Source organism: Pantoea sp. Acro-807 (assembly GCF_011752675.1).
In the GTDB taxonomy this organism is placed as follows: Bacteria; Pseudomonadota; Gammaproteobacteria; order Enterobacterales; family Enterobacteriaceae; genus Pantoea; species Pantoea eucrina.
In genome coordinates this window covers 1,271,768-1,296,849 of sequence record NZ_VWXE01000001.1, presented here as the reverse complement: position 1 = coordinate 1,296,849, position 25,082 = coordinate 1,271,768, and the positions used below count along the sequence as shown (strand labels likewise).

Below are 25,082 nucleotides of genomic sequence, written 5' to 3'. Positions count from 1 at the left end.
TCACCTCAAAATGAAGGCGGTAAACAGCACATCACTGACCACCTGTGCAGGTTGTCCGGTTACCAGCGGCGGCGCCATCACCTGTTTAATCTGTCCGACCAGGGCCTGTTTGCCCTGTTCGGTTGCCAGCTGCGCCGCGTTCTGACGCGACAGCAGCAGCAGCAGACGGCTGCGCACTTCCGGCAGGTAATCGTTCAACCGGCGACGGGTATCCTCATCCGGCAGACGCAGGGTAAAGCCTACGTACAGCACGCGATCGGGATCGTTGTCAGGATTGACCAGGTTAACCGTAAACGTATCCATTGCAAAAAAGACGGGGGCGGGCGGTGGCTCAACTTTCGCGGCTTCCGGTTTGTCACCCTCGTGTTTATTCATCATTCGCCAGACTGCATAGCCTGCTACGCTGCAAGCGGCCAGCGTTACAATCAGTAACACCGGAATCAGTAATGAACGTTTGCGGCCTTTTGCTTTCGCGTTATCAGACATGTTTGCAGTACTTCCTGTGAATTATGGGCAAGCCTCTCGGCTTGCCTGAACAGATTATCCCGCGTCTTAAGTCAAACAATGGGAAGAAAAGACGCGGGTTTTACGCTTACCTTCAGCGTTTAGCTGCTGTCAGGCAAAAATATCGACGCCACCGCTGCCGGCGGCGCGCGCCTGCAGGGCCGCCGGAACGGCCACAGGCGTTATCTCACTGTCACTCTCCAGCGCCTGAGTAAAGCGGCCATACTGACCATCGCGCTGATTCTCCTGCTGTCCGGCGTGCTGCTGCTGGCTCTGGGCAAATGCGTCGCTGCTCACCTGGCTCTGGCCCAGGTTGATGCCGCTCTCCGCCAGGGCACTGCGCAGCTGCGGCAGGGCAGCTTCCAGCGCCGCCCTGACATGGCTGTGGCCTGAGACCAGCGTCAGCTGCGCCTGGTCCTTATCCATGGTGAGGCTGATCTGCAGCGCGCCTAAATCCTCCGGATGCAGCCGCAGTTCAGCATTCTGCTGCCCGTTGCGGCTGAACATCACAATCTGCTGCCCCAGCGCCTGCTGCCACTCCTGACTGCCAAGCTGCGCATTCAGCATCGGCGTTGACGGGGTGCCCTGCAGGCTGGCGCTGGCGGTATTAACCGGCGCGCTGCTGCTGAACATAGCGCTGAGATGGGCTGCTGGCTGTTCCTGCCCGGCTGACAGCGCCTGCCGCTCATCGCTTTTACTGAGTCCCCCCAGCATCTGCCGGAAACTCTCATCCAGCGTCAGTGCAGCGCTGCTGGCGGGCGCCGTGCTGCCGTGGCTGCCGGCGGCCAGGCCATCAGCGCGCGTGGTAAGCGCTGACGTATCCTGACTGCGGATGTGTGGTGTCGCCGTCTCCGCCTGCTCAGTAGCCGGTTCGGTGCCCGTCAGCAGCGCACCGCTCAGCGCCGCGTTCAGCGGCGTGCCTGCGGCTGCATCAGTTGCTGCCTGTGGCGGCGTGGCCGAAGCCAGCAGCGGCCGGTTTTCCACCATCGCCGGCAGCATGGCAAACAGCGCCTGCACATTCTGTAAGTCGCTGGCGCTTAACGGCGTTACGGCATGTTCATCACTATCATCGGCGGATTTAAGCCCGGCTTTAGATCCCGCCGGCTGGAAAAGTGCATTTAAAGCGTCTGGTTTGTCCAGTGCCTGCAGCAGGTTACTCAGTGACGCTTTATCGTCATTACCGGCAACGTCGCCTGCGTCACGGGTTTCACCCGGCTGCAGTTTTCCCTGCTGTTTAGCCAGCGCCAGCAGCTGATTTCCCAGCTCGGTGATAAAGTGGGACGGCAGGCCGTCACCCGTTGCCTGGCTCTCTGGCGCTGCATCAGTTGCGGCAGCTGTTTTAGCGACTTTTGCAGTATGCGTAAGCAGGGCTTGCAGCGTAGTCATTCGCTTTTCCTCAGTGCGGCCCGTTGGGCAAATTCATCCATTCGTTTCTGATCGAGACGGTTTTCCTGACGCAATGCACTCTCCTCAGCGCGGGTAATCAGCATCTGATAGGCATTGAGTTTCTTGTGCTTTTCCCGCCAGCTGCCCAGCGCCTGTTCAGTACGCTGATCCCACTGGCTCAGCTGCTGGCGATGCTGGTCAATCGCTTTTTCCAGCGTCTGGATAAACTGGTGATAGTTACTCCAGCGCATGCTGGTAATACCGCCGGACATATCCTGATTGAGCTTGTTGCGATACTCATCCAGATAGTCCAGCAGCATGCTGAGCTGCTCATTGGCCTGCTGCTGGCCGCGCCGCATGTTGCCCAGATGGAGCACAGCGTCATCCAGATCCTGTTCGGCCAGGTCGCGCAGGGTGTCAATTGCACTGGCGGTTTTCATCGGCTAGCCTCGTCTGATAACCACGTTAACCAAACAGCGTCTGCAGGTGCAGGCAGGCGTCATCGTATTCACTGCGTTCAAAAATTCCCTGATGCAGAAACGCTTCCATCTGCGGATAGAGCGTAATGGCCCGATCCAGCATCGGATCGCTGCCGGCGGCATAGGCGCCGACGCTCACCAGATCGCGGTTACGCTGATAGCTCGACAGCAGCTGCTTAAACTGCCGCACCCGGGCGTAATGCGTTTCATCAATCAGCGACGTCATTACGCGACTGATTGACGCTTCGATATCGATTGCCGGGTAGTGGCCCGCTTCCGCCAGCCGGCGCGACAGAACGATGTGGCCGTCCAGAATGGCGCGCGCGGAGTCAGCGATCGGATCCTGCTGGTCGTCACCCTCGGTCAGTACGGTGTAAAACGCCGTGATTGAACCGCCGCCGTCGATGCCGTTACCCGCCCGTTCCACCAGCGCCGGCAGCTTGGCGAATACGGAAGGGGGATAGCCTTTGGTTGCCGGTGGCTCACCAATGGCCAGCGCAATTTCACGCTGCGCCATCGCATAGCGCGTCAGCGAGTCCATGATCAGCAGCACGTGCTGGCCGCGATCGCGGAAATCCTCCGCAATGCGCGTGGCGTAGGCGGCACCCTGCATGCGCAGCAGCGGAGAGACATCGGCCGGCGCGGCGATCACCACCGAGCGGGCGCGGCCTTCGGCACCCAGAATGTTTTCGATAAACTCTTTAACTTCGCGGCCGCGCTCGCCAATCAGGCCAACCACAATGACATCGGCTTTGGTATAGCGCGCCATCATGCCGAGCAGCACCGATTTGCCCACGCCGGAACCGGCAAACAGGCCCATACGCTGACCGCGTCCCACCGTCAGCAGGGCGTTAATGGCACGCACCCCGGTGTCGAGCACGTCATGGATAGGCGTGCGCTGCAGCGGGTTAAAGTGCGGGGTGATCAGCGGTGCGCGATAGCCGGTTTCCGGTGCGGGCAGTCCATCCAGCGGCTTGCCGCTGCCGTCCAGCACGCGACCCAGCAGCTCCGGTCCCAGCAGCAGCTGTTTGCCGCTGTGATCGCCGTTCATTCGCGCATAGACGCGAGCGCCGGGTAAAATGCCGTCAACTTCTTCCAGCGGCATCAGAAACAGCTTTTGTCCGTTAAAACCCACCACTTCACTCTCTACTTCAGTGATATGGCCATTATCATGGCGTTCGATAATGCAGGTTGCGCCCAGCGGCAGCTGCAGCCCGGTCGCTTCCAGCACCAGGCCGGTGGCCCGCGTCAGGCGCCCATAGCGCCGTACGGACTGCACCTGGCTGATACGCTGTTCAAAAGAGTCGAGTGCGCCAAGCCAGCGCGACAGGCGAGACGTCATCAGAGTGCTCCCGGTGCCGCCAGGCGGCACAGCTCCTGCCAGCGGGTGGCCACGCTGGCGTCGAGATCGCCATCCTCAGCGCTGAGCTTGCAGCCGCCGGGGTGCAGCGTGCTGTCAGCCAGCAGCCGCCAGCCATGCAGATCCAGCGTGGGGCCGAGCGTCTGCTCCACGCGCTGCAGATCGTCCGGATGCACGCGCAGCTGCGGTTTGCCGCTGAACATCGGCTCCTGCTGGATCAGCTGCTGGATTTGCCGCAGCAGGGCGCTGCCATCCACCTGCGTCGCCTGACCGATAACGGTACGGGCGGCCTCCAGCGCCAGCTGCATCAGCCGTGAGGCGATGACGCTATCCAGCGCTTCCAGCGTATGGTGGAACTCCGTCACCAGCTGCTGCATGCGCGCCTGCAGCGGCGCCTGCTGCTGCTGTGCGTCAGCCAGACCCTGCTGAAAGCCGGCGTCGTAGCCATTCTGCTGCGCCTCCGCAAATCCTTTCTGATAGCCTTCGCTGTAGCCCTGCGTCTGCGCATCTTTGCGCATCTGCTGCTGCATCCGCTCCAGCTGCTGCCGCTGCTCATCCTCTTCGCTGAACGCCACGGCGTCAGCGTCATGTTCAGCAGGCGGCAGGTCGGGCACGCTGCTCAGCGGCGCAGCCAGATCGTCAGGCAGCCAGCGCTGCCACGGACGGGCAGAAAATGCATCAGACATAGGTTTCCTCGCCGCCACCGATGACCATTTCGCCCGCTTCTGCCAGACGGCGCACTACCAGCAGAATCGCTTTCTGTTCGTTCTCTACCGCAGACATACGTACCGGACCGCGGTTGGCCAGGTCGTCGCGCAGAATATCGGCTGCACGCGCAGACATGTTCTTGAGGAACTTCTCGCGCAGCGGCTGCTCGGAACCTTTCAGCGCAATCAGCAGCTGCTCGGACTCCACTTCCTGCAGCAGACGCTGGATGCTGCGGTCGTCCACTTCCACCAGGTTCTCGAACAGGAACATCTCGTCGATGATTTTCTGCGCCAGCTCGCCGTCGAAGTCGCGTACGGCTTCGATGACCGCCTCTTCCTGCTGCGTTTTCATCAGGTTGATAATCTCGGCCGCGGTTCTCACGCCGCCCATCTTCGCGCGCTTGAGGTTGGTGCCATCCAGCAGGCTGTTCAGCACTTCGGTCAGCTCCGCCAGCGCCGCTGGCTGAACGCCGCCAAAGGTGGCGATACGCAGCATCACATCGTGACGCAGGCGTTCATCAAACAGCGCCAGAATATCGGCCGCCTGACCACGCTTCAGGTGCACCAGGATAGTGGCGATAATCTGCGGATGTTCGTCGCGGATAAGATCGGCGGCCGCCTGCGGCTCCATAAAGTTGAGCGTCTCCATACCGCTGGTGGTTTCGCGCGTTTCCAGAATATCTTCCAGCAGGCTGGAGGCACGCTCCTCGCCCAGCGCTTTGACCAGTACCGAGCGCAGGTAATCGTTGGAGTTCAGGCTCAGCGCCGCAAACTGCTCAGCGTCGGCCTCGAATTCGCGCAGGACTTCCGTCAGCTGCTTGTGCGATATCTGCTTCATGTTGGCCATCGCCGCGCTGAGGTGCTGCACTTCGCGCTGGTTCAGGTGTTTGAACACTTCAGCTGCGCGCTCTTCGCCGATAGTCATCATCAGGATGGCGCTTTTTTCTGTACCGGTCAGACTCATAGTTCGTTACTCATCCATTCACGGATAACCAGCGCCACGACGCGCGGATCGTTTTCAGACATATCGCGGATGCGCTGGCTCATCACTTCGGCACTCATGCGGTTAGAAGACTTCCGCTCCTGATCCAGCTCATCTTTATTAATCTGCACGCTGTAAGCGGCTTGCTCTTCCTGCGCAGCGGCGCGGGCGGCAACGGCTTCTGCAGCGGCCTGTTCCGCTTCGCGTTTGCGCAGCAGCTGCGGACGCACCAGCTTGCGGTAGAGGATAAAGGCGACCAGCGCCACCAGCAGCCAGCGACCGGCATTCATCAGCTGATCGAAGAACGACTGCTGCTGCCAGAACGGCAGATCGCCACCCGCAGGCTCGGTGGTATTGAAGACCGAGTTCACCACATTGATGCTGTCGCCGCGCGTCTGTGAATAGCCCATCGCTTCGCGGGTTAAATCTTCAATCTGTTTGATCTGCTGATCGTTCAGCGCGACCGCTTTGCCTTTACCGTCATCGCGGTAGTTCACGACCACGGCGACCGACAGACGCTGCACGTCGCCAACGTTGAGTTTGGTGTGGCGGATTGAGCGATCGAGCTCATAGTTCACCGTATCATTACGGCTGGAGCTGCTCGGGCCACTGCTCTGGCCAGCGGTGCTGGTAGTAGTACCGGCATTCTGCGCCGCATTGTTCTGGGCATTAGCCGCATTCTGCTGCGGTGGATTCGTCACCGGTGCGTTGTTAGCGGGCGCCGGCTGATTAGAGAGCGCACCAGGCACGCCACCCGGATAGGCGCTGCCGTTCTGATCGCTGGTGCTGGTCTGACGCGAGCGCACCGCCGAGTTGTTCGGATTGGCGTTTGGCTGATACTTCTCATCCGTCTGTTCGCTGCGGTCGAAGTTAATCTGCGCGGTAACCTGTGCATGGACGTTACCCTGGCCGACAATCGGGTTCAGGATCGCTTCAATACGCTGCTGATAACGCGCTTCAACTTCAGCGGCATATTTCAGCTGGGCGTCGTTGAGATCGCGTCCTTCGCTGTCGGAGCGGGTCAGCAGGCGACCAGTCTGATCGACCACGGTGACGTTGCCTGGCGGCAGGCCCGCGACGCTGCTGGAGACCATATGCTGAATCGCCTGGATCTGACCTTCATCCAGTGCCCGGCCAGGCTGCAGCGTCAGCGTCACTGAAGCCGACGGCGCTTTCTGTTCGCGGACGAAGAGGGTAGGTTTCGGCATCGCCAGATGCACGCGTACGCCCTTGACCGGACCCAGCGTTTCGATAGTGCGTGCCAGCTCACCTTCCAGCGCACGCTGGTAGTTGATCTGCTCGCTGAACTGGCTGATACCGAACTTCTCTTTATCCATCAGCTCAAAGCCTACCGAGCCGCCTTTCGGCAGACCCTGCTGCGCGAGGCGCAGGCGCAGTTCATGCACTTTATCGGCCGGCACCATCAGGGCACCGCCGTTTTCGGCGAACTGGTAGGGGATGTTCATCTGCGTCAGCTGGGTGACAATGGCGCCACCATCTTCATCAGAGAGGTTGTTATAGAGCACGCGGTAGTCGGGCGCTTTGGCCCAGAGCACCAGCGCCAGCACGACCGCAATGGCTGCGGCCGCGGCGATGATTAAGGGAATTCGCGGATTAGCGCGCAGGCGGGCGAAAAGGTCTGACATGCCTTTCTTTGCTGATTCCTGTGTAGCGGCTGCACTCGCATTCATGACCGATTCCTGCCTGACATAATTGACCGGGTAAGTTGTGGTAACAAAACAGACTCCCTGATACGTCTACCCGGTATTTGCGCTGCTGGCCTGCAGAGTGCCGGCGGTAGCTGACGGAGTGAGCTCCCCGCACGGGCGTTCCCCTTCGGACCGCGGCGCAAAAACTTTAGGGTAAAAATGAAATTCCAATCTTATGGCAGGCATTATTGATGAATTGCATCACTTCGATGGCTGAATAAGCCGGGGTTTTAGGGGCTATTTAGCGCCTTTGTCCTATTGACACTGTGCTAACTTTGCAGTCGAAAAAAAATCTTCCTTTTCTCTGCGAGGTATAAAGATGTCAATTCAGGCTATAGATGGCGTACTGCAGCAGCTGCAGATGACCTCACTGCAGGCGGCCGGCAAGGATACTCACTCCTCCAGCCAGCTCGATTTTGGTGCCACCATGAAAGCGGCACTCGATAAAATCAGCGAAACCCAGACCACCGCCCGCGCGCAGGCGCAGGATTTTGAGCTCGGTAAACCTGGCGTGCAGCTCAACGACGTCATGGTCGATCTGCAGAAGTCTTCTATCTCTATGCAGATGGGCATCCAGGTGCGTAACAAGCTGGTGAGTGCGTACAGCGATATTATGAATATGCAGGTTTAGCGATGTAAGCGGCTGAATATAAGTATAAATACTACACTGCAGCCTTAGCGGAGCACGTATGCAGCACAAGATCGTTTATTTACGTGTTGACGAGGGATAGCTGATCCGTATGGTTCTCTGACAACCAGGTATCCTAAACCCGGCAGACCATCTGCGCATCTGAATGGCCCATTTGCGCGGTAACGTCATTTGGGTTTGCGCCTGCAGACAATGACAAGCATGCGAAGGTATGCCTGGATTGATATGCTTTATGGTGGCGAAGGCCTGCACGCTTAATTGCTGCCCGCCACGTCTGAGGGATAGATCAGGTTTTGGTTTTTTTCACTCCACTCCATCATGCGGTTCTGGGCGCGGTCGGTTAGCCAAAGTTATTTCTGTATTGAGGATTTTAAGGTCTGGCGCATCTTCTGCAATGCCGCACATAGTGATTCTTCAAAACGTATATGTAAAAAAACCGCCGTAGTAGGCGGTTAGGTAAACCTTAGTAAGTGCTATGCAGGCCTTACGGTGGCTTTTGTTGGATGGCCATCAGGACCATCATCATGAGTGTGGTCCGGGTCAGGCTCGATGATGACTATATAGTCCTTACCTTTCCCATCTCGTGTTAATGTCACTAAATCTCCAGCGCAGGGTTTAGTGTCAAAATCATGTTGCTCTTCAACACCGGTATCTTCAAAAACCACAGTAATGTTCATATGTCGTCCTCTTTCTGATAAGCTGGTCCCGAACCCTTGGCGAAAAATTTCACCTTTTCACAAAGAAATTTTAGTTCTCGCTTCTGAAGTCTAACCATTTGCACCAGTAATTTTCTGAGTTAATAACACGGTAGCCACGGCTCTCAGACATTGTCAAGGCAACTTCTCTATCAAAACTGATAGCCGGCGTATCTCTGATACTGTTAACTTCATCCTTAGTTAAAGAACTGTCTTTCTCACTTTCCTTTCTAAGCAGCAATGAAAGGAAATCAAAAATCATGATCAGTTATCGGCATCTTTGTGATAAACCAGATTAGTGCTGCACAGGAACTGCAGGGTGGTGTTCCTGTAATGCTGCAGACGCATAAAAATACTTACGCTCGCTATCTTCGGACTGCTGCACTTTTATTTCCGTAGCGATAACCGGCATGGTCATACATTTTTTTAAATGACACCTGATACGGCCAAATCTAAATTAACCTTATCGCGTTCTTCTTTACAGCATACTGCAAATTGTGCGACATAGCTAAATCCACCTATATCCATCTTTGCTACCTTCATAAATCCAACCATGACCATATCCCTTTCAAATATGGCTGATTTGAGCAGGTTGCGAGGGTAGATTAAGTAATGTCGGAAAGATAACTTTCAAGTTATGGCTAAACTAAATTGAAAATCGTGAATCCAATGAACTATCTACAGTACCAGGCATATCATGGCCTAAGGATTCTAATAAGCAAAAAATGGATGTTTAATTAAAATAACTTTATTTATAAAGCCTTTTCCCAATGAAATTCTTGTAGATGATTTTAATGTATACAGCTACTATTGACGAACTGTATCATAATTCTCTATTGAGGCTCTTTGTGGAAAGGATTTTTTGGTTAGATGCAGCAAGAGCGTTGGCGATAATTCTGGTTGTTTTCACTCATGCCCATGAGCGTTCGGCTCTGGATAGTGATATGCTAAGAAGCATTTTTACAGCATAGATCATTTGGGTGTGCCTCTATTCTTCATGATAAGCGGGGGGCTGATTCTCCCTAAAATTGCAAATTGTAATATAATGGATTTTTATAAGAGGCGCGTTCCTCAATTTATAATTTTTCTGGTTTTTTGGTCTGTTTTGACAAATTCATTGAAGCTTTCACTTGATGGTGAAGGCTTAGTTAAATCAATTATAACTGCCGCAATAAAATATAATGGTATTTACCCCGGGAGTTATGGTTCTGCATCTCAGTTGTGGTTCCTTTATTCTATAACTCAACTTTATTTGATTGCTCCATTTTTAGCAAGAATGCTTGAGAGGCTAACTAATAATGAAATAACATTATTTATTATTTTGTGCTTTCTATTTAATCAATTCAAAAACACTGCAGCAGCTATTGGAGGCGACTGGTCTTCTCTGCAAAGAATGGGAAGCGATTTTACTGGGCCGCACCTGATTTTCTTTGTCATTGGCTATCTTATAATTGAAAGGAATGTTTTGTATAAGAAAACCGCTTTGCATTTATTTTATTATTTATGCACAGCATTTATACCAGTGCTCGTTCTTGTGGCTTTTGATTATTACTCCGGAAAAGTGTCAAATGGTCTTCATTGGTACAGTTGGTCAGTTTTTATATTAATATCTAGTATCGGTCTTTTATTGGCTATGAGATGGATTTTCGAAAGTAAAAAAAGCAATAAAATAATTTCAATAATCAGTCATTGTTCTTTTGGTATTTACTTGAGTCATTACATTTTTATATATATATCAATTTATCTTGTTAATTTCTATGAGTGTCGGCTTGGTAGCATTCAATTAACATAGGCATACTTTTCTCTATCGTTTTTAATGGGGCTTTTTTTAACTTTTATATTTATGAAGTTTAGGTATACAAAAAAACTTTTATCTTGATTTTAAGTTTTAAAAATTCAAATGAATCCACGCCTAAAGCAAAGAATTACTGGATGCGGAGCCATACAACCACATGCCGTGATGCCTCAACGCAGGAGGACGAGAACATGAAGTTGTTACGGTTCAACCCTAAGGATAGCCTCTGATAGGATTCCCTCCACTATTGCAGGATTACATAGAGCCGCGATTCAGCCTCAACTCAGCCTTTATACTCATCCCGGTGACAATGTTCACTGGATGACTTCCTGATGGTTGACTTGGCTGCAGCAATAAAGCCCGGCAACAGGATTGCATATCAGTGCAAAGGCTATTGAGGGCTGGGCAAGATTTATCGCAACAGCCTAATGACAGAAGAGAGTGAGATGACAGAAGATAAGCCGCTGAATGATGTTATTGTGCTGGAGAAAGTGACGTGCAAGGTGCGACATGCTTATGACGATGCCAGGACGCCATGAATTATTTTTTTTTGATAGCACACATACATCACAACAAAATACCGTAAAGCACCTCATATTTATTTTTGAGGCGAAATTTTTTTGTAGTAGGCTTTTGATAAAGCCTGAATCAACTAAAATCAACTCGTATGATAAAAACTGCTAAGTTATGTTATGAATATGTAGGTTTTATTTTTGGTATGCTGATGGTGATATCTTTATTTGAATAAATTCCTGGTCGTGGCACATAGATAGCATAATATAGTTCAGTTTTTTATTTTCCAGATAAAATGATTCGAATTTTTTTCCGGCGCTTATGCTTCGCAGAAGCTAAAGGTGCTCTTCAGTTTCGTTCGCTTCATACTTTACCTGTTGGCCATATGCTTGTTATATGAAAATAAAAATCAATAACAGATGCTCATGTTAGATTTTCTTTGAAAGCCAATAGTTGTGAAGCTTCAGATTATAAGCTTAGCAAGTGATGATGCTAAGCTTAATTTATGGTGTAATGTTAAGTGGGTTGTTTTTATTTTTTTGCTAAGAAAGGGCGCTCTATGTATATGTATGTGATTGGGCATAGTAAAGCTATTATTATTACTGAGGTAATAGTTGTCCATGCATAGCCTAAGTTTTCCCAGTAATTATAATTCACCAAGTTAAATACTATTGCATGCAATAGATAAACACTGTAGCTTATAATTCCCGCCACTTTTAAGCTTGGTAGTGTCAATATTCTAAATAAATTATTCCCGCAGCTTGTGATAATGAATGGAAGTGCAGCCAATATAACTGAAAATGGTGTGTATACTGATGTCTGATAGAAAAGTAAATATAAGATAATTATTATTGAGGTGAGTGAAAAAAAATAATTGGATAATAACCTGCAAATTCTATCATTGTTGGCTAAAAGTGCAGATGCAGAGCCAAAAATGAAAGAGATTATAATAGCACAATCCATCTTGCTTATGATTCCTTCATTAGACATCATTAATGCAATAGTAAAAATAATAATAATAAAGGCATAAGAAATATTTTTTCTCATAAAAAATACTGATAATAATGGCAGTAGTATATAAAACTTCCATTCAATTGCTAATGTCCAAAAAACTCCGCCATTAAGTCTGCTATACGGGAATTCCTTCGTAAATCCCTCGTACGGTATAAAATAAAAAGCTAGCCATCCAAAGAACTTTTTAAACGCATCTTTTCCATCAATTGGCATGTTTAGCGTAAAAAATAATGATGCAACTAGTATGACGACAATGCTAAAGTAATATAAGGGTGCAACCCTCAAAAAACGCCGCCAGTAAAATGTGGCTACATCTAGCCTGTGTGATCTTGTTATTTTATCTGTAAATAAAAATGCGGTGATCATAAAAAATAAAATAACTCCAATTGGTCCTGAGTTTTTAAAATACGTTAGCAATAAAGGATGAATGTCATTTAAGCCTGGGAAAGACCATTTACCAGTCTGTGCATTTTGATAAGACAGTATTGAATGATGCGTCAATACAAGAAATGCGGCTATCCCACGCAGGCCGTCTATATTATTAAACCTGGCGTTATAGTTAGCTTCTATAGATAGGGATGTGTATTTTCCTATTAAATGACAGATAATATAGAAAATAAAAAATGATATTATTATGCTAAAGGTATATAACATTCAAAATGCCTTTTATAAGGTTGGTATTTGAACCGGTTAAGTTTTTTATCATGATAAAGACGGAAAGGGAATAATATTATAATCAGCATACATATGGCCAGGTATAAAATGAATATTTTTTGTTGTTAACGAAAATTTAATAGTGTCGGAGCAGAAGCTGCATGTAAGAAATTTTATAAAAAAGCCATTGATTATGCAGCACAGGATATTTTTTTTCAGCATAAATAGTAAGCCTGAGTAAAGGGAGTATGAGTAATTTACTGCATTAGTGAAAAAATATAAATCATTTTTAAATTTAGTTATGGTTTTTTTGCAGTAACTCAAACAAAATATGTTCCAGTGAGCATAAGTGTTGAGGGTGCTAATGCTATCATAATATGAAAGTGGTTTCATCATGGCGCTTAAACTAATAGTTACCCGTCATAATATAAAATACAATAAAATGCAAATATTTTAAAGAGGACAAAAGAAAAATTATTTTATCGGAAAGGCACATATTATGTCGAACTGCTGAAAATAGAAAGTGGAGGTCCGTAATATTGCTGCTTTACTTGCTTTTGTTGTTATCATTATAAATATTCAGTATAGCATTAATTAACCTCATCTTTAGATAACGTTTTTCATATCATGTTCCCAAAACCCGCCGGTAAGCGGGTTTTCAGGCTTTGCGATTACGCGGCCATCTGTCGGCACAGCTCTGCACAGTGATGACACGCTTTTGCGCATGCCTGGCAGTGATCGTGCTGATGCTGACCGCACTCATCGCCGCATTTCTGGCAGATCTCTGCACAAAGCTGGCAGAGCGCGGGTGCAAATTCGCTCTCTAGCGTCATAAGTTGTGCCGCGAGACGACAGATATTCGCGCACTGCATATCCATGCGGATGCACTCGCGCATCATCTCCAGGTGTTCCTCTTCAAGGCATGAAGCGGCACAGTTATCACAGGCGGCTGCACACAGGTAGCAGGCTTCGATGCACTGTTTGTATTGATCCGGCATATCTTCTCCTTAGTCATCAGGGTTACCTGTTAAGCCTGGAAAAAATATTCGATTATGCAAATTGTGAATACGTTAATAATTTTTTCAGCACTACGCTTATTTTATGATTCTGCTCGCGCGCCAGATAGCCAGCTGCGTGAACATTCATCGATTAACGCCTGTAATTCACTCAATTTGTCTTATCCGCTCAGGCTTTACAAAAACATCAGGCGTATTTGCTTGATCGTTTACGGGATCTGCTATTACTGTATTTATATACAGTAATCATTTTGAGACCATGGATATGGAGCTTTTACACCCGGCGGACATCCGCGCCATCCTTGAATTACCGCTTTACGTCAGCCGCGTTCCGTGCGGTTTTCCTTCACCGGCTCAGGATTACGTTGAGCAGCGAATCGACCTGAACCGGCTGCTGGTGCAGCATCCCAGCGCGACATATTTCATTAAGGTCAGCGGTGACTCAATGATTGAAGGGGGCATCAACGACGGCGATATGCTGGTAGTAGACAGCTCAATCAAAGCCGGACACGGTGATGTGGTAGTCGCTTCGGTCTGTGGTGAATTTACGGTTAAGCAGCTTATGCTGCGCCCGTTCCTGCATCTCAGGCCCATGAATGCGGCTCACGCGATCATTGTGATTGAGGACGCCGATCAGTTTGAGATTTTTGGTGTGGTCAGACACGCCATCAAGACGATAGGCCCGTAAATGTTTGCGCTGGTGGACGTTAACGCGTTCTATGCGTCGTGTGAAAAGATATTCCGGCCAGATTTGAAAGGCGAGCCGGTTGTGGTGCTGAGTAACAACGATGGTTGCGTGATCGCCCGGTCGGCTGAGGCCAGAAAGCTGGGCATCAAAATGGGCGCGCCCTATTTTAAAATGAAAGATGAACTGACGCGGCACAATGTGCGGGTGTTCAGCTCGAACTATGCGCTCTATGCCGATATGAGTGACCGGGTCATGACCACGCTTGAGGAGATGGCAACCGCTGTTGAAATCTACTCAATCGATGAAGCGTTCATGGACCTGACCGGTTTTGGACGTTATAAGTCGCTGGAAGCGTATGGCAGAGAGATCCAGCAGCGGATATACCGGGAAATGCATCTGCTGACCGGGGTGGGTATTGCCCAGACTAAAACGCTGGCAAAACTGGCTAACTATGCGGCCAAAAAGTGGACCAAAACCGGCGGGGTGGTGGATCTTTCAGATGCAGAGCGACAGCGCAAGCTTATGGCGCTGGTGCCGGTAGAGGAGGTGTGGGGCGTAGGCGGCCGGCTCAGTAAAAAGCTGAACGCCATGGGCGTGATGACGGCTAAAGATCTGGCTGACCAGAGTCCCTGGGTTATCCGCAGGCACTTCAGCGTGGTTCTGGAGCGCACGGTCAGGGAGCTGCGCGGTGAATCTTGTCTGGAGCTGGAAGCGTTAGCGCCTGGCAAACAGCAAATAGTGTGCTCGCGCTCTTTCGGCTCACGCATCACTGATTATCGCGATATGCGCGAGGCTGTCTGCAACTTTGCGGTGCGGGCCGCAGAGAAGCTGAGAACAGAGCGCCAGTACTGCCGGCAGATAGCGGTGTTTATCCGTACCAGTCCGCACGCCAGCGATGAGATATTTTACGGCAATCAGGCGCTCGGCAGGCTGGCGATCCCGACCAGCGACAGCCGGGATATTATCCGTGTCGCGACAGACGCCCTGGATCGTATCTGGCTGGATGGCCGGAGATATATGAAAGCGGGCGTGATGCTGGGCGATTTTTTCAGTCAGGGCGTGGCGCAGCTCAACCTGTTTGATGAGTTTCAGCCGCGTGCAAATAGCGCAGCCCTGATGCAGGTGATGGATAAGGTAAACCAGGAAGGCAGGGGGCAGCTGTGGTTTGCAGGGCAGGGGATCGCGAAACCCTGGGCGATGAAGCGGGAAATGCTGTCTCCGTTTTACACGACGCGCTATGGCGATCTGCCGGTCGCGAAATAACGTCCCTGTTCATCTATCCTGCGCTGGCTTTCAGTTGCCCATATCTTCGGGCGTACGCTGGATCACAATCTCCAGCGCGTTGCGGTAGATATCCTGCTTCACAATATCCTGTTCCGCCTCAAGCCGCATGATCAGTGCCAGAATGATATCTTTGTTAGTCACGCGGATTTTGCGCGTGGTCAGCTCAAGTCGGATTTCAGAGATGATGACGCGTTCACTCAGATACTGTTCACCGGTAGTTTTAAAATAGTCGCTGAGCTGAGACTCCGGGGTAGCAAGCTGTTTCATATTAAGCCTCACAAAAAAGGGGAAATCGCCTGTGTTATTGTCTGACAGTGGCAGCCATGCATGACCGCCGCGTTGCAATAAAGTTATACAAGATTTCTGTAGTTGTACAACTATCTCGCCGCTCTTTTGTGTGGTCGTACGTGTAGATGATATGCATCAAAACAGTTGCGCTATTTTTTAGAACGATCATTTCCTTTATAAGCAGCAGGTTAGCCGGGGGCGAAGCAAAACGCGCAGCCTTAAAGCGAGCCGGGCTGAAAGAAAAATTTTACGAGCTGGTCACCAGGCAGGAGCAGGCAACGATTATGCGCCCATTTTATTTTGCTAAACGCAGCGCGAAATCTGCAAGTCAGGCTACTTTTAATGCTCAGACCAATAATCAACAGAGGTGCGCATGCACTCACAACAGGTCAGTATCAACGTGTACGCTTTGGCAATCCGTAAACTTGCTGCCGCTCACCAGACAGGGGAAGATCTTAGCGACGTAAAACATCAGGTCGATGCAGTTATTCAGGCGATGAAAGAGGAGATGGCCGTTGATAAAATGGTGCAAATCGAAATGTGGGGTGAGCTGCTGACGATCCTCGATAGCTGCAGCCGCAATACGGCTCATCCTTCGTGGATCACGGTTATCAACCACGCGCGTTACCGGGTCAAGAGCAGAAAAAACACCGCAGTACAGTATTACCGGCAAATCAGCGCCTGATAAAACACTGCCGATCGCGACGATCGGCAGTTACTTTTCAGCCTGGTATCAGGGTTCATCAATGCGGGCGACTTTCAGGTGCGCGCTATCGCCTTTGCCATAAACTTTACCGCTGACGCGGATTTTGTCCGTGGCGTCATAGGTTTTACCTTTGAAGGTTTCAGCAGGAGCATCGATACGTACGGTGCCTGAGCTGTCGCGGAACTGATAGCTGTGATCGCCCACTTTTTTGATAATGTAACCTTCAAGCGTTACATACCCGCCCTGACGGAAATCGCGGATCAGCGACACGCGCGTCTGACCGGTATCTTCCGATCCTTTATAGCCTGCATCTTCTTTATGCTGCGGCGGTGGCGTTTCACCCGCTTCAAATCCCCCTTTTTCAGCGTAAGCGCCAAAGCTCAGACACAGCATTACAGCAGCCCATGTAGTTTTGTTCATGTCACTCTCCTTGAAGTCAATCGACCCGTTAAGCCTGGCACAGGTTTCGCCAGGGAGCAGGGGCGCAGTGAAATTAATAGAGCAGCAGAACAAAAGGTATACAGCAGAGGGGGAAGCGTTATAGGGCTGCTTTTGCGCGGCCATAAAAAAGCCAGACCGGGTGCTGGCTTTTTTATGGCGCTGAGCAGCCGTCTGGTTATGCTCAGCGCGTTCAGGTCAGCGAGAGCCGGTTACTGATAACCCGATAACCTGAACTGGCAAATGCATCAGCATCGAGCGGCTCATTTTTGCCTGGCCCAAACCATTGCCGTTTATGCTCTCCCGCGTAATACCACACTTCCGGTTCCGTTGTGGCTGACTCCACCCAGTAATAGCCTTCCTGCATCGTCTTATCCTCCTGCGAGGAATATAGTCCAGCTGCGCTGCGCTTAACAGCATTGCGCGCCGTTCTGCACAGAAAAATGTGCCGTCAGCGCTCTTCAGGAGGCGTCAGTTTCTCGCTGAGAAGAACAAAGCCCGCGGATTTAAAGCGCGCCAGAGAGAGAGGTATCGGCTCCATCGGCCGGTAAAAGCCGCGCCCCGCATCCCAGAACCATACTTCTGGCTCAGTTGTTCTGCTACCCACCCAGTAAAAACCCGTTTCCATTAGTGCTCTCCAGAAATGAATGAAGGCACGCCTTCTTAAATTTCCGCAAAATGATGTATCAGGTAAAGTCGATAATCAATCTTGTTTACCGCTTCGCTTATTTTACAACTTACCTTTTGAGGCGCCGAATATCCTCTGCCTCTGCGCAACATACGTATCTGCATTAATCGAAACCGGGCTCCTGTTCATTATGAATCTGAATTTCATTTATCAGGCACGGCACAGCAGAAACCTGTCATCCGGCTTTTATGGCCACTTGCATAGGCTGCCCGATTAACGGCAACGCAGCACCAGAACAGCGCGAACGTTATCTGGCAGACCTGAATTTAACGGCCGAAATCGATTTCACACTTTACACAAAGTCAGGCTAAGTTGTACAGTTTTTCAAAGTTGTACAGGTTTGCACTGGCTGTATAGAAGCGTCTGGCATCCTGCTTCTCTCAGCAAAAATGTATTGCCTTTCGTCTTATTTTTATACAAAAGAGAATGCTCTGCGCAGAGTAAGCTCATGACGGGCAGAACAAATTCGGGCTTTTTGAAAACAGATGGGTTTAAAATAAAAATACAGGGTCTCATCCGACCACATAAAATGTCAAAATATAAATTATACAGATAGAAGATGACTGTATAAGTTAGAGGGTCAGGCGTGACGCTATCTCAGACGCCTTGTTATCGTGCGGGCTCAGCCTGAGCAGGGCGCTGAACCAGTAAATAAGCGATGAAGATAAATAATTAACAGCGTAATAATTTACGAAGAACTGCAGGAATAAAACGTTGCAGGGTTGAAGGTAATTTATAACAGCCTATTACCGCAGCAGATTATCCTCTGCGCTTTAAAATTAAATCTATTTTGCAGATAGCTGGCAGGACGACGAGCAGAGTATCAATATATCCCGTCCGGAGTGACAGCTGCTACACTTAACGATGTCGCGAACGGCGGCAGTGAATGTCAGTTCTGCAACAGAGGCGAGCAGGCTTATGAAAGATGGATATTACTGGGTGAAAGATGGCGAGCGCTATCCGGAGGTATGGTTCTATCAGCGGCAGTTTGGCTGGTTTCGTCCCTGCAGCGCGGTGCCGATGACGCAGCGCACCTTTGAAATGATGAAATATGTCATTCTGAGCGAGCCGCTTGATGCGCCTGCAAAGCAGCTGCAGGCGCATTGAATTGTTGCCAGAGATGCACTTCAGACTGAGGCTATCTGATTTCAGGCCACGCAATTGACGGGAATCCATTCAGCGCCGGTCGCGCAAACAGGTAGCCCTGGAACTGATTAATACCGGCTGCCTCAAGCCACATCCACTCTTCCGCTTTTTCCACGCCCTCGGCAACCACGGCAATTTCCAGTGAGGCGCAGCATTTAATAATCGCGTGGACGATTGCCTGTTTTGGTCCGCTTTTATGAACGTCGCAGATAATTTCACGATCGATTTTTATTTTATCAGGCTGAAATTTTGCCAGCAGGGAGAGGCCGGCAAAGCCGGCACCGAAATCATCCAGCGCCAGACTGATACCGGCCGCTTTTAACTTCCGCACTTCTGCCGTGAACGCATCAGCGCGCGAAATAATTTCATTCTCCGTGACTTCAACCACGATCTGTTCAGGAATAAGGCCGCTGGCGTGGATCTCTGCGAGCAGGAAATCTACGGCATCAGGCACGGTGACCAGCGACATCGGCAGCAGATTGATGGTGAGCGTATGCTGCCCCAGGCCAAGTTTGCTGGCGAGATTGAAGGCCAGGCTTTTTGACTGAATATCTGCCCGGTAAATAGCATCACCGCCGAAAGCAGCAAAATACTCTTCCGGCGCACCGCCGGTAGGCGTGCGGATCAGCGCTTCATAGGCAGCAATACGGCGTGAAAAGGGATCAACAATAGGCTGGAAAGCAAAGCGGCAATCCTGAATCGAGTGCTGAAAATCGTTCAGCTCACACAGCGTCGACTCATCCGCGACAAACTCCCACGTGTTCGCCGGTGGAATTTCAAAATAGTTCTCTTTTTCACGCGCCTCAACAAAGGTGCGTAAAAACTGCAGCGCACGATCGTCGTAGGTCAGCTGGTGACGCGAGGTGCCTTTATCGAGTACGGCCTGCAGCACGCGGCTTCTCTCATGCTGACGCAGATCGAACAGCTCCATACCGGTATTACCAAAGCGGCGCGCCGGCGCGAAATCATGCATCAGCTCGACCAGATTATGATGACGGGCATCCTGGCGAATACGATCGTAGATATGTCTGACAGCGCGATCGGGTCCTTCCAGAAGCTGAAAGAAATGCCGGCCGTCAAATAACAGAATGCCGGTGATGTCCGACAGCGCATTTTTGGTGTTTGCGCGGGCCACGATATCTTCAAGAACTCTGACGGGAACGTGTTCATCGAGATGGCTGCGGTAAAGAATAGTGGTCAGCATGCAATTGTCCTGCCGGAACGTTATTTAAGCTCTTACATTAACCGTCGAACAGGCCGGGATGTCCAGTGCACAGAGACTAAATCAGCATAATATTTACCGATTTATCTGATAAGCGTAGCGGCAAAACAGGGGTCAATTCAATTTATCAATCGGTCGAAATCAATCTGCATCAACGATAAATATTTTCGATTGCATGGATTAACAAAAAGCGTATCTTAAGCCGCTTTAGCCGGAGGAATAAAATGTTACGTGATTACCTGAAACTGGAAGCAGAAGATCGTCTTATTGAGCAGGAAAAACAGGCGGACCGGAGCGGTCGGGAAACCATTGCCCGCTGGCAGATCACAGACAGCCAGGGCAGGGCAAAAGGAAGCGTCGTGCTGAGCGACAAATTCAACACCCGCCGCTCATGGAATGTGAACTACCGTATTACCCAGACGGATGCATCCGGCCGCATCGTTATCGATCGCCTGACCGATACGCTGTAGCGGGCCGGTGCGGGGTTTTACTGGCCGCCAGCGTGATAGTGCCGGCGCATTTCAGCCAGTATGCCGATAATCTGCACCTCATGTTTGTCCGTGCTGAGTACGGGATAATCTTCATTCACCGGGCGTAATAAAAAATTCTCTTCATTCTGTGAAGGGGAACGCACGCGCAGCGTTCTGACCAGCGCCTGCCCGGCATACAGCGCCAGCACCACCTCACCGGGCGCTGCAGAGCGCTGTGGTTCAAATATCAGCAGATCGCCGGGCAGAAAGGCCGGCTGCATGGAACGATCGTCCAGCTGAACGGCGACAGCGCTGTCGCTTACCGCGCTGTCACAGTAGAGAAAGCGATCGGCTTCCCGCTGCAGCTGCAGGCGGGTTTCATCCAGCCAGCCGGTAACCTGCTGCAGCGTCAGCAGCGGCACAGCCCGCACGCTGCTGTGGCTGCTGACGACCGCAAAGGGTTCCCCCTCACCATCAAACAGCCATGCCGCCGGGCACTGCAGCAGCTCTGCCAGCCGGAGCAGATGTTCGCCGCGCGGCAGCGTCTCATTTTTTTCCCATTGTGAAATAGCTACGTGCGAGACGCCGACGTCTGCCGCCAGCTGCTGCTGGGTCAGTTTCAGCATTTTACGGCGTTCGCGAATGCGCTGGCCTGGCGTTTCCTGATTTTGCATCTTGACAACTCCTGAAAGGTTTACTTAAGTATACTTAAATTAAATGATTAAAGTAAACTTAAAATACACTGATCGTATGACTGGCAAGGGGAGGTCAGTGTATTCCGGGCGGAGCCCTTGCCAGTACTGAGAGGTAAGGCATGGAGAGTAGTCTCATCACCAGCGTTGGCGCACTGCTTCTCGGCGGTGGTGCAGCAGCGGTGTTCTGGAAACCATTGCTGGCCGGCATTGCAACCATCGTAACCAGCAATCGTGCAGGCGGGGAGATTATCACCAGTTACAAAGAGCAGGTGATGTTACTGAAAGAGAGTCATGCGCTGATGCGGCAGGAGAATGATGAGTTGCGCATTCGCCACGATCGCAATTTGCGCCGCATCTCTTCGCTGGAGACCGATCTGCGCCTGATAAAAAATGCGCTGGGCATTTTGCTGGCAACGACTGAAACCGATCACAGCGATAAATTTCGCAGTCAGATCAATCAACTGATTACCACGCTTGAGGAGAACCGTGATGGTGCAGATAAACAGTGAATTCACGATCAGAAATCACCGGCGTCAGCTGCTGCTGGGGGGAATGATGCTGCTGTTATCGCTGATATGCATTGCCATGACCGCGATGTTTATCTACGTCAGCAATGAAGCCAACCAGCGCGTCGAAAATATCCGGGAAGAGTACCGGCAAATCTCTGACCGCCGCGAAGCGCGGGTGGCCGAACTGACAGAACAGCTGGCAGACCTGCAGCTAAAAATTGACGGAATAGTGGTGCGTGAAAAGGCCAGACCGGCTAAACGCAGCAGCTAGCGGCAGGGAGGCAGTGATGAGTATTACCCGTCAGATCGCGGTATGGCTACGGCAGCGGCGATCGTTAACCCGAAAGAAGGAGAGTACCATGAGCGAACAACAGAGCGTTAACCCGGCAGCAGCAGCGGATCCAAACGATGTTTCTCCGCTGGAGAACTTTGCTAACGAGACGGCACCGGCCAGCCCGGCGGTAACGGAAGAGGTGGCGACGAGCGCAGAGGCGGCCGCGACACCAGAGGAGAGCGTACCGGCTGATGCAACACCACAACCTGTGGCAGACGATCCCCTGACGACGGCATCCGCCAGCGCTGATGCTGCGCCGGCAGAGGTGGCCGCACCTTCTCAGGCAGAGAGTGCGTCACCGGCCGCAGCGGCGCTGGAGGCCGGGGTGAAAGATTTTGTGCAGGCGTTTACGTTTGTTGAACACGGCGTGAGCCAGCTGGGGGAGGCAGCCAAAGCGGAACTGATGACGCTGGCGCGCAAATACCTCTGATGCGCAGCCATCTGTACTGACAGGGATGTCAGCCCCGGCCTGAAACCCACTTCCGACTTTTCTTAATGCGGCTTCGCTATTATCGACTATCTTTAATCACTCAGACGTTATTTTAACGGGCAAAACAAGCAAAAAGGAAAATAGCATGAGCGATTCAGAAGCGATTAAAACCAAACCTGAGTACCTGCGCGATGTTACCTCACAGCTTAAAGAGATGCGTCACTACGCGCAGACCAATACTGAAACGCTCTCTGCACACTGGCTGGCGTTTGATGCCGGCGAGTACAAAGATAAAGAGTATGCGGGGCGATTTGAGCAGCTGATCAATGAGCAGAGCAAACTGCTGGAGAATATCGATCAGACTATTCAGGATTTAGAGATTGCGGTTAACCATATTGAGCAGGAGAGCTAACCGCACACGGCAGGGTGGCCTAGTCGGCCACCAGCCACATATCCGCCTCATCAAACATCTCTTCGACAATGCGCGCAACGGTCGCTTTATCGTTTTTGCTTAAATCGGTATCGATTCCGTTGCGCTCCATCGGTTTTACCCGCACTTCAGCCTCCGGAAACACGCGCTGTACCCGCTTTTCGAGCTCAGCCTGAATCATCTCGCGCGCGCCGGGCAGGCCAGCGACATTACGCTTGTCATAAATCAGCTCTACAAACATCAGAACCATCCATCAAATAAGGTCAGGGCATTATATTACTGTAAATAAAAACAGTAGCAAGGGGTGCGGGCGGTGCAGGCGGAAAAAAGTGTACGCATCAGCGGAGTGAGGAAAAGCGCTGGAAAAAGCCGGGGAAAAAATGAACCTCTGGAAGTGGAAAACCAGCACCACTTCCAGAGGTGGCGCAAACGCACCATTCGTTAAGGGACAATCCTTGACGGTTGTCATGCTGCGTAACTTATACAAAAAAAATCCTTTGTACAACTATTTTCTGTGTGTTGTACAACTTTGCGCGCTGCCGTGCAGCGCTATAGCTCATTCTTTATACAAAACTCTTCCCACGTCATACCCAGCGCCTCAGCGTGCGTCTTCAGATAGGCTTCAATCGCCTCTGCGGCAACCGCTTTATCCGGCTCGGCGAGCTGAATAGAGAACAGAATACCATCCAGTTTTTTCTGCCGGATAAAGGCCGCGTAAATCCGTTCGGCATGCCAGTCGCGCAGTTCACGCAGTGACATATTCGCCGCGCGGGCGTCGCTTTCGCTCAGCTCATCCAGCGCGGCCTGAAAGGTGGGGTGGGCGGTGAAAAACAGGCTGCGCGCCAGGCTATAGTACTCTTCAGGGGTTTTCATGCTCGGTTCCGGGTCGTTAACTCGGCGCATAGTGTAACTGCAACCTGCCGCGTTGTCAGGCGCGCCGGGTTTTGCTGCAGACTGCTTGCCTTACGCCTGAGAAAAATTATACCGTAGCCGCCATTAACGCGAGGACAGGGAATCAAAATGAAAAAGTGGATCGTGCTGGCCGCCGTCGCACTCAGCGGGTGTGCGCAGATTAACAGCTACAGTGATGCGGTAAAAACCCCGGCGCCGGCCGCGCTGCAGGGCAACTGGCAGACCGTCGGGCCGCAGAGCAAGCTGATCAGCGGCCAGGCGCTGGGCAGTCTGATTATCACCGCCGACGGCGATACGCTCGATTGCCGCCAGTGGCAGCGCGTCATTGCCAAACCGGGCAAGCTGACCCGCCTGAGCGACAACTGGGTCAACGTCAATCGCCAGTCGCGCGTGATGCCGCTGGTGCTGGAAAACGGTGAGCTGCAGTATGATGGCCTGCGCCTGCGCAAAGTGGAACAGCCTACCGTGGAGTGCCAGCAGGCGCTGGAAGAGGTAGCGAAGCGGCCCGATGAGGCGGTGATTCAGGATATTGAGCCAGAGCTGATGAAACCGGTTGCGGCGCATACCGCGCAGTAATGCAGTAAGAGACCCTCTCCCGGCGGGAGAGGGCAGGTATTCAGGCCTGCGGCAGCCAGACGTCACCCTGCTGACCGTAAGCGCGCATCACCGACTTCTGTACTGAGGACTGGCTGACCAGCCGTGTCAGCTCATCCATCCGCGCCTGCAGCAGGCGTTTAACTTCGCTCTCATTATCCAGAATATGACGCAGGACCGGACGCAGCTGCTCCTGCAGCTGGCCTGACGGCGGCGTGGTTTCCGTACTCTGCGCCAGACGCTCCACCGCACTGACGTAATCCATTTCGTGAGTAATTAAATCGTCCCACTCGCCGCGGCTGGCGTGGCGCAGCATGCCGTGGCTGAGGGTGAGGATCTGCTGATAAGCCAGCATCAGGTGCGGTGCAGTATTCATAACATAGCGTCCTAAGAATTAAGATTAAGCGACTTCTTTCCAGGCATCAGCGATATTGCGCAGCAGCGTTTCAACCTCTTCCAGCGCTGGCACGTCGTTGCGAATGTTTGCCTCAACCAGACGGCGGACCATATAAGAATAGAGGCCGATAAGGTTCAGCGTCAGCTCATCGCCTGAAGCTTCATCCAGACCCTGTTTCAGGCCCGCTTCGATAATATTGATCGCTTTCGAGATGGCGCTGCCTTTGCCCGCAATGTTGCCCTCCTGCATAAACAGACGCGCGCGCACCACGGCGCTGATGGCGCCATCAAACAGCAGCGTCAGCAGCTGCGGCTGAGTGGCGCTCATTACGGCGCTCTCAACGCCAATTTTTGCATAGGCCTGCGTGCCATTTGCCCCGTACATGGTC

33 protein-coding genes are annotated in these 25,082 nt (G+C 51.4%); 12 read left to right on the top strand and 21 right to left on the bottom strand.

Annotated features, from left to right (window positions below; genetic code table 11):
• From fliL to fliF, 7 genes are all read right to left on the bottom strand, one after another.
• Nucleotides 1-486 carry a flagellar basal body-associated protein FliL gene (fliL, locus tag F3J39_RS06260; protein WP_039385141.1) on the bottom strand — a complete coding sequence of 162 codons (486 nt, stop codon included), beginning with the start codon at nucleotides 484-486 and terminating at the stop codon, nucleotides 1-3.
• A gap of 129 nt (nucleotides 487-615) precedes the next feature.
• Complete coding sequence (locus F3J39_RS06255; protein ID WP_145338984.1) at nucleotides 616-1,890, bottom strand: flagellar hook-length control protein FliK; 1,275 nt, start codon at nucleotides 1,888-1,890, stop codon at nucleotides 616-618.
• Nucleotides 1,887-2,330 (bottom strand): flagellar export protein FliJ, encoded by a 444-nt coding sequence (gene fliJ, locus F3J39_RS06250; RefSeq protein ID WP_039385135.1) that lies wholly within the window; start codon nucleotides 2,328-2,330, stop codon nucleotides 1,887-1,889. The genes F3J39_RS06255 and fliJ overlap by 4 nt, the downstream gene beginning before the upstream one ends.
• 25 nt (nucleotides 2,331-2,355) lie before the next feature.
• A complete protein-coding gene (fliI, locus tag F3J39_RS06245; RefSeq protein WP_039385131.1) occupies nucleotides 2,356-3,711 on the bottom strand; it encodes a flagellar protein export ATPase FliI in 1,356 nt (451 codons plus the stop codon).
• Complete coding sequence (gene fliH / locus F3J39_RS06240) at nucleotides 3,711-4,415, bottom strand: flagellar assembly protein FliH (RefSeq protein WP_039385128.1); 705 nt, start codon at nucleotides 4,413-4,415, stop codon at nucleotides 3,711-3,713. The genes fliI and fliH overlap by 1 nt, the downstream gene beginning before the upstream one ends.
• On the bottom strand, nucleotides 4,408-5,400 hold the full coding sequence (fliG, locus tag F3J39_RS06235) for a flagellar motor switch protein FliG (RefSeq protein WP_104085141.1): 993 nt from the start codon (nucleotides 5,398-5,400) through the stop codon (nucleotides 4,408-4,410). The genes fliH and fliG overlap by 8 nt, the downstream gene beginning before the upstream one ends.
• A complete protein-coding gene (gene fliF / locus F3J39_RS06230; RefSeq protein ID WP_104085140.1) occupies nucleotides 5,397-7,109 on the bottom strand; it encodes a flagellar basal-body MS-ring/collar protein FliF in 1,713 nt (570 codons plus the stop codon). Before fliF ends, fliG begins: the two co-directional genes overlap by 4 nt.
• Before the next feature lie 337 nt (nucleotides 7,110-7,446).
• Here fliF and fliE point away from each other — a divergent pair, with 337 nt between their 5' ends.
• Nucleotides 7,447-7,758 (top strand): flagellar hook-basal body complex protein FliE, encoded by a 312-nt coding sequence (gene fliE, locus F3J39_RS06225; protein ID WP_039385118.1) that lies wholly within the window; start codon nucleotides 7,447-7,449, stop codon nucleotides 7,756-7,758.
• 491 nt (nucleotides 7,759-8,249) lie between these two features.
• Here the strand turns inward: fliE and F3J39_RS06220 are convergent, their stop codons facing one another.
• Together F3J39_RS06220 and F3J39_RS18820 are read right to left on the bottom strand one after the other, a co-directional pair.
• Nucleotides 8,250-8,453 (bottom strand): hypothetical protein, encoded by a 204-nt coding sequence (locus F3J39_RS06220; RefSeq protein ID WP_108569580.1) that lies wholly within the window; start codon nucleotides 8,451-8,453, stop codon nucleotides 8,250-8,252.
• A 444-nt stretch (nucleotides 8,454-8,897) separates the two neighbouring features.
• Entirely contained in the window at nucleotides 8,898-9,026 is a 129-nt protein-coding gene (locus tag F3J39_RS18820) for a DNA polymerase III subunit theta (RefSeq protein ID WP_233499596.1), read from the bottom strand.
• A 421-nt stretch (nucleotides 9,027-9,447) separates the two neighbouring features.
• Here F3J39_RS18820 and F3J39_RS06215 point away from each other — a divergent pair, with 421 nt between their 5' ends.
• Nucleotides 9,448-10,263: an acyltransferase gene (locus F3J39_RS06215; RefSeq protein ID WP_166713950.1), complete on the top strand. Its 816-nt coding sequence runs from the start codon at nucleotides 9,448-9,450 to the stop codon at nucleotides 10,261-10,263.
• A 1,047-nt stretch (nucleotides 10,264-11,310) separates the two neighbouring features.
• Here the strand turns inward: F3J39_RS06215 and F3J39_RS06210 are convergent.
• Nucleotides 11,311-12,447 (bottom strand): acyltransferase, encoded by a 1,137-nt coding sequence (locus tag F3J39_RS06210; RefSeq protein ID WP_166713949.1) that lies wholly within the window; start codon nucleotides 12,445-12,447, stop codon nucleotides 11,311-11,313.
• A gap of 671 nt (nucleotides 12,448-13,118) precedes the next feature.
• Nucleotides 13,119-13,445 (bottom strand): four-helix bundle copper-binding protein, encoded by a 327-nt coding sequence (locus F3J39_RS06205; protein WP_166713948.1) that lies wholly within the window; start codon nucleotides 13,443-13,445, stop codon nucleotides 13,119-13,121.
• Between the two features lie 283 nt (nucleotides 13,446-13,728).
• Between F3J39_RS06205 and umuD the strand changes: the two genes are divergently transcribed.
• A complete protein-coding gene (umuD, locus tag F3J39_RS06200) occupies nucleotides 13,729-14,151 on the top strand; it encodes a translesion error-prone DNA polymerase V autoproteolytic subunit (RefSeq protein ID WP_071668089.1) in 423 nt (140 codons plus the stop codon).
• The gene (gene umuC / locus F3J39_RS06195; protein ID WP_104085131.1) at nucleotides 14,152-15,414 is read left to right on the top strand and encodes a translesion error-prone DNA polymerase V subunit UmuC; all 1,263 of its coding nucleotides are present in this window, start codon (nucleotides 14,152-14,154) and stop codon (nucleotides 15,412-15,414) included.
• Nucleotides 15,415-15,444: 30 nt separating this feature from the next.
• Here umuC and F3J39_RS06190 read toward each other — a convergent pair whose 3' ends face one another.
• On the bottom strand, nucleotides 15,445-15,702 hold the full coding sequence (locus tag F3J39_RS06190) for a biofilm development regulator YmgB/AriR family protein (RefSeq protein ID WP_065649031.1): 258 nt from the start codon (nucleotides 15,700-15,702) through the stop codon (nucleotides 15,445-15,447).
• Between the two features lie 394 nt (nucleotides 15,703-16,096).
• On the opposite strand from F3J39_RS06190, the gene F3J39_RS06185 reads away from it, so the two are divergent.
• Nucleotides 16,097-16,408, top strand: a complete 312-nt coding sequence (locus tag F3J39_RS06185; RefSeq protein ID WP_039385086.1) for a hypothetical protein — start codon at nucleotides 16,097-16,099, stop codon at nucleotides 16,406-16,408.
• Nucleotides 16,409-16,456: 48 nt separating this feature from the next.
• Here the strand turns inward: F3J39_RS06185 and F3J39_RS06180 are convergent, their stop codons facing one another.
• From F3J39_RS06180 to F3J39_RS06170, 3 genes are all read right to left on the bottom strand, one after another.
• Nucleotides 16,457-16,849, bottom strand: coding sequence for a NirD/YgiW/YdeI family stress tolerance protein (locus F3J39_RS06180; RefSeq protein WP_094111339.1), 393 nt, complete (start codon nucleotides 16,847-16,849; stop codon nucleotides 16,457-16,459).
• A 211-nt stretch (nucleotides 16,850-17,060) separates the two neighbouring features.
• Complete coding sequence (locus F3J39_RS06175; protein ID WP_158086435.1) at nucleotides 17,061-17,234, bottom strand: hypothetical protein; 174 nt, start codon at nucleotides 17,232-17,234, stop codon at nucleotides 17,061-17,063.
• Between the two features lie 84 nt (nucleotides 17,235-17,318).
• Entirely contained in the window at nucleotides 17,319-17,495 is a 177-nt protein-coding gene (locus F3J39_RS06170) for a hypothetical protein (protein WP_158086436.1), read from the bottom strand.
• Nucleotides 17,496-18,473: 978 nt separating this feature from the next.
• On the opposite strand from F3J39_RS06170, the gene F3J39_RS06165 reads away from it, so the two are divergent.
• Nucleotides 18,474-18,662, top strand: a complete 189-nt coding sequence (locus F3J39_RS06165; protein ID WP_166713947.1) for a hypothetical protein — start codon at nucleotides 18,474-18,476, stop codon at nucleotides 18,660-18,662.
• 31 nt (nucleotides 18,663-18,693) lie between these two features.
• Here the strand turns inward: F3J39_RS06165 and F3J39_RS06160 are convergent, their stop codons facing one another.
• Nucleotides 18,694-19,905 carry a diguanylate phosphodiesterase gene (locus F3J39_RS06160; RefSeq protein WP_071667952.1) on the bottom strand — a complete coding sequence of 404 codons (1,212 nt, stop codon included), beginning with the start codon at nucleotides 19,903-19,905 and terminating at the stop codon, nucleotides 18,694-18,696.
• A 242-nt stretch (nucleotides 19,906-20,147) separates the two neighbouring features.
• Here F3J39_RS06160 and F3J39_RS06155 point away from each other — a divergent pair, with 242 nt between their 5' ends.
• Entirely contained in the window at nucleotides 20,148-20,393 is a 246-nt protein-coding gene (locus F3J39_RS06155; protein ID WP_166713946.1) for a hypothetical protein, read from the top strand.
• Between the two features lie 17 nt (nucleotides 20,394-20,410).
• Here F3J39_RS06155 and F3J39_RS06150 read toward each other — a convergent pair whose 3' ends face one another.
• Entirely contained in the window at nucleotides 20,411-21,067 is a 657-nt protein-coding gene (locus F3J39_RS06150) for a helix-turn-helix domain-containing protein (protein WP_166713945.1), read from the bottom strand.
• A 140-nt stretch (nucleotides 21,068-21,207) separates the two neighbouring features.
• Here F3J39_RS06150 and F3J39_RS06145 point away from each other — a divergent pair, with 140 nt between their 5' ends.
• The 4 genes from F3J39_RS06145 to F3J39_RS06130 all read left to right on the top strand — a co-directional run bounded on the left by F3J39_RS06145 (nucleotide 21,208) and on the right by F3J39_RS06130 (nucleotide 22,773).
• Nucleotides 21,208-21,597 carry a hypothetical protein gene (locus F3J39_RS06145; protein ID WP_039385067.1) on the top strand — a complete coding sequence of 130 codons (390 nt, stop codon included), beginning with the start codon at nucleotides 21,208-21,210 and terminating at the stop codon, nucleotides 21,595-21,597.
• Nucleotides 21,578-21,868, top strand: coding sequence for a hypothetical protein (locus F3J39_RS06140; RefSeq protein ID WP_052246503.1), 291 nt, complete (start codon nucleotides 21,578-21,580; stop codon nucleotides 21,866-21,868). Before F3J39_RS06145 ends, F3J39_RS06140 begins: the two co-directional genes overlap by 20 nt.
• A gap of 88 nt (nucleotides 21,869-21,956) precedes the next feature.
• Nucleotides 21,957-22,361 (top strand): hypothetical protein, encoded by a 405-nt coding sequence (locus tag F3J39_RS06135; RefSeq protein WP_166713944.1) that lies wholly within the window; start codon nucleotides 21,957-21,959, stop codon nucleotides 22,359-22,361.
• Nucleotides 22,362-22,506: 145 nt separating this feature from the next.
• Complete coding sequence (locus tag F3J39_RS06130; protein WP_039385065.1) at nucleotides 22,507-22,773, top strand: hypothetical protein; 267 nt, start codon at nucleotides 22,507-22,509, stop codon at nucleotides 22,771-22,773.
• Nucleotides 22,774-22,792: 19 nt separating this feature from the next.
• Here the strand turns inward: F3J39_RS06130 and F3J39_RS06125 are convergent, their stop codons facing one another.
• Both F3J39_RS06125 and F3J39_RS06120 read right to left on the bottom strand, forming a co-directional pair.
• Nucleotides 22,793-23,032, bottom strand: a complete 240-nt coding sequence (locus F3J39_RS06125; RefSeq protein WP_039385064.1) for a DinI-like family protein — start codon at nucleotides 23,030-23,032, stop codon at nucleotides 22,793-22,795.
• A gap of 308 nt (nucleotides 23,033-23,340) precedes the next feature.
• Nucleotides 23,341-23,664 (bottom strand): DUF6388 family protein, encoded by a 324-nt coding sequence (locus F3J39_RS06120; protein WP_039385062.1) that lies wholly within the window; start codon nucleotides 23,662-23,664, stop codon nucleotides 23,341-23,343.
• A gap of 147 nt (nucleotides 23,665-23,811) precedes the next feature.
• Here F3J39_RS06120 and yedD point away from each other — a divergent pair, with 147 nt between their 5' ends.
• Nucleotides 23,812-24,279 carry a lipoprotein YedD gene (gene yedD / locus F3J39_RS06115; RefSeq protein ID WP_071667948.1) on the top strand — a complete coding sequence of 156 codons (468 nt, stop codon included), beginning with the start codon at nucleotides 23,812-23,814 and terminating at the stop codon, nucleotides 24,277-24,279.
• Between the two features lie 40 nt (nucleotides 24,280-24,319).
• Here the strand turns inward: yedD and fliT are convergent, their stop codons facing one another.
• Both fliT and fliS read right to left on the bottom strand, forming a co-directional pair.
• Nucleotides 24,320-24,673, bottom strand: a complete 354-nt coding sequence (gene fliT, locus F3J39_RS06110; protein ID WP_071667947.1) for a flagella biosynthesis regulatory protein FliT — start codon at nucleotides 24,671-24,673, stop codon at nucleotides 24,320-24,322.
• Nucleotides 24,674-24,697: 24 nt separating this feature from the next.
• Nucleotides 24,698-25,078 (bottom strand): flagellar export chaperone FliS, encoded by a 381-nt coding sequence (gene fliS / locus F3J39_RS06105; RefSeq protein WP_104085127.1) that lies wholly within the window; start codon nucleotides 25,076-25,078, stop codon nucleotides 24,698-24,700.
• Between the last annotated feature and the right edge of the window lie 4 nt (nucleotides 25,079-25,082).

Coding starts and splice junctions, on each gene's coding strand:
- F3J39_RS06160 (WP_071667952.1), bottom strand. CDS start 19,905: ATGCTGACCACTATTCTTTACCGCAGCCATCTCGATGAACACGTTCCC.
- F3J39_RS06145 (WP_039385067.1), top strand. CDS start 21,208: ATGGAGAGTAGTCTCATCACCAGCGTTGGCGCACTGCTTCTCGGCGGT.
- fliF (WP_104085140.1), bottom strand. CDS start 7,109: ATGAATGCGAGTGCAGCCGCTACACAGGAATCAGCAAAGAAAGGCATG.
- fliI (WP_039385131.1), bottom strand. CDS start 3,711: ATGACGTCTCGCCTGTCGCGCTGGCTTGGCGCACTCGACTCTTTTGAA.
- fliG (WP_104085141.1), bottom strand. CDS start 5,400: ATGAGTCTGACCGGTACAGAAAAAAGCGCCATCCTGATGATGACTATC.
- F3J39_RS06190 (WP_065649031.1), bottom strand. CDS start 15,702: ATGAAACAGCTTGCTACCCCGGAGTCTCAGCTCAGCGACTATTTTAAA.
- umuD (WP_071668089.1), top strand. CDS start 13,729: ATGGAGCTTTTACACCCGGCGGACATCCGCGCCATCCTTGAATTACCG.
- F3J39_RS06220 (WP_108569580.1), bottom strand. CDS start 8,453: ATGAACATTACTGTGGTTTTTGAAGATACCGGTGTTGAAGAGCAACAT.
- F3J39_RS18820 (WP_233499596.1), bottom strand. CDS start 9,026: ATGGTTGGATTTATGAAGGTAGCAAAGATGGATATAGGTGGATTTAGC.
- fliS (WP_104085127.1), bottom strand. CDS start 25,078: ATGTACGGGGCAAATGGCACGCAGGCCTATGCAAAAATTGGCGTTGAG.
- F3J39_RS06255 (WP_145338984.1), bottom strand. CDS start 1,890: ATGACTACGCTGCAAGCCCTGCTTACGCATACTGCAAAAGTCGCTAAA.
- F3J39_RS06155 (WP_166713946.1), top strand. CDS start 20,148: ATGTTACGTGATTACCTGAAACTGGAAGCAGAAGATCGTCTTATTGAG.
- F3J39_RS06130 (WP_039385065.1), top strand. CDS start 22,507: ATGAGCGATTCAGAAGCGATTAAAACCAAACCTGAGTACCTGCGCGAT.
- F3J39_RS06120 (WP_039385062.1), bottom strand. CDS start 23,664: ATGAAAACCCCTGAAGAGTACTATAGCCTGGCGCGCAGCCTGTTTTTC.
- F3J39_RS06135 (WP_166713944.1), top strand. CDS start 21,957: ATGAGCGAACAACAGAGCGTTAACCCGGCAGCAGCAGCGGATCCAAAC.
- F3J39_RS06185 (WP_039385086.1), top strand. CDS start 16,097: ATGCACTCACAACAGGTCAGTATCAACGTGTACGCTTTGGCAATCCGT.
- F3J39_RS06125 (WP_039385064.1), bottom strand. CDS start 23,032: ATGTTTGTAGAGCTGATTTATGACAAGCGTAATGTCGCTGGCCTGCCC.
- fliL (WP_039385141.1), bottom strand. CDS start 486: ATGTCTGATAACGCGAAAGCAAAAGGCCGCAAACGTTCATTACTGATT.
- yedD (WP_071667948.1), top strand. CDS start 23,812: ATGAAAAAGTGGATCGTGCTGGCCGCCGTCGCACTCAGCGGGTGTGCG.
- F3J39_RS06140 (WP_052246503.1), top strand. CDS start 21,578: ATGGTGCAGATAAACAGTGAATTCACGATCAGAAATCACCGGCGTCAG.
- fliE (WP_039385118.1), top strand. CDS start 7,447: ATGTCAATTCAGGCTATAGATGGCGTACTGCAGCAGCTGCAGATGACC.
- F3J39_RS06180 (WP_094111339.1), bottom strand. CDS start 16,849: ATGAACAAAACTACATGGGCTGCTGTAATGCTGTGTCTGAGCTTTGGC.
- F3J39_RS06210 (WP_166713949.1), bottom strand. CDS start 12,447: ATGTTATATACCTTTAGCATAATAATATCATTTTTTATTTTCTATATT.
- fliH (WP_039385128.1), bottom strand. CDS start 4,415: ATGTCTGATGCATTTTCTGCCCGTCCGTGGCAGCGCTGGCTGCCTGAC.
- fliT (WP_071667947.1), bottom strand. CDS start 24,673: ATGAATACTGCACCGCACCTGATGCTGGCTTATCAGCAGATCCTCACC.
- umuC (WP_104085131.1), top strand. CDS start 14,152: ATGTTTGCGCTGGTGGACGTTAACGCGTTCTATGCGTCGTGTGAAAAG.
- F3J39_RS06150 (WP_166713945.1), bottom strand. CDS start 21,067: ATGCAAAATCAGGAAACGCCAGGCCAGCGCATTCGCGAACGCCGTAAA.
- F3J39_RS06205 (WP_166713948.1), bottom strand. CDS start 13,445: ATGCCGGATCAATACAAACAGTGCATCGAAGCCTGCTACCTGTGTGCA.
- F3J39_RS06165 (WP_166713947.1), top strand. CDS start 18,474: ATGAAAGATGGATATTACTGGGTGAAAGATGGCGAGCGCTATCCGGAG.
- F3J39_RS06170 (WP_158086436.1), bottom strand. CDS start 17,495: ATGGAAACGGGTTTTTACTGGGTGGGTAGCAGAACAACTGAGCCAGAA.
- F3J39_RS06175 (WP_158086435.1), bottom strand. CDS start 17,234: ATGCAGGAAGGCTATTACTGGGTGGAGTCAGCCACAACGGAACCGGAA.
- fliJ (WP_039385135.1), bottom strand. CDS start 2,330: ATGAAAACCGCCAGTGCAATTGACACCCTGCGCGACCTGGCCGAACAG.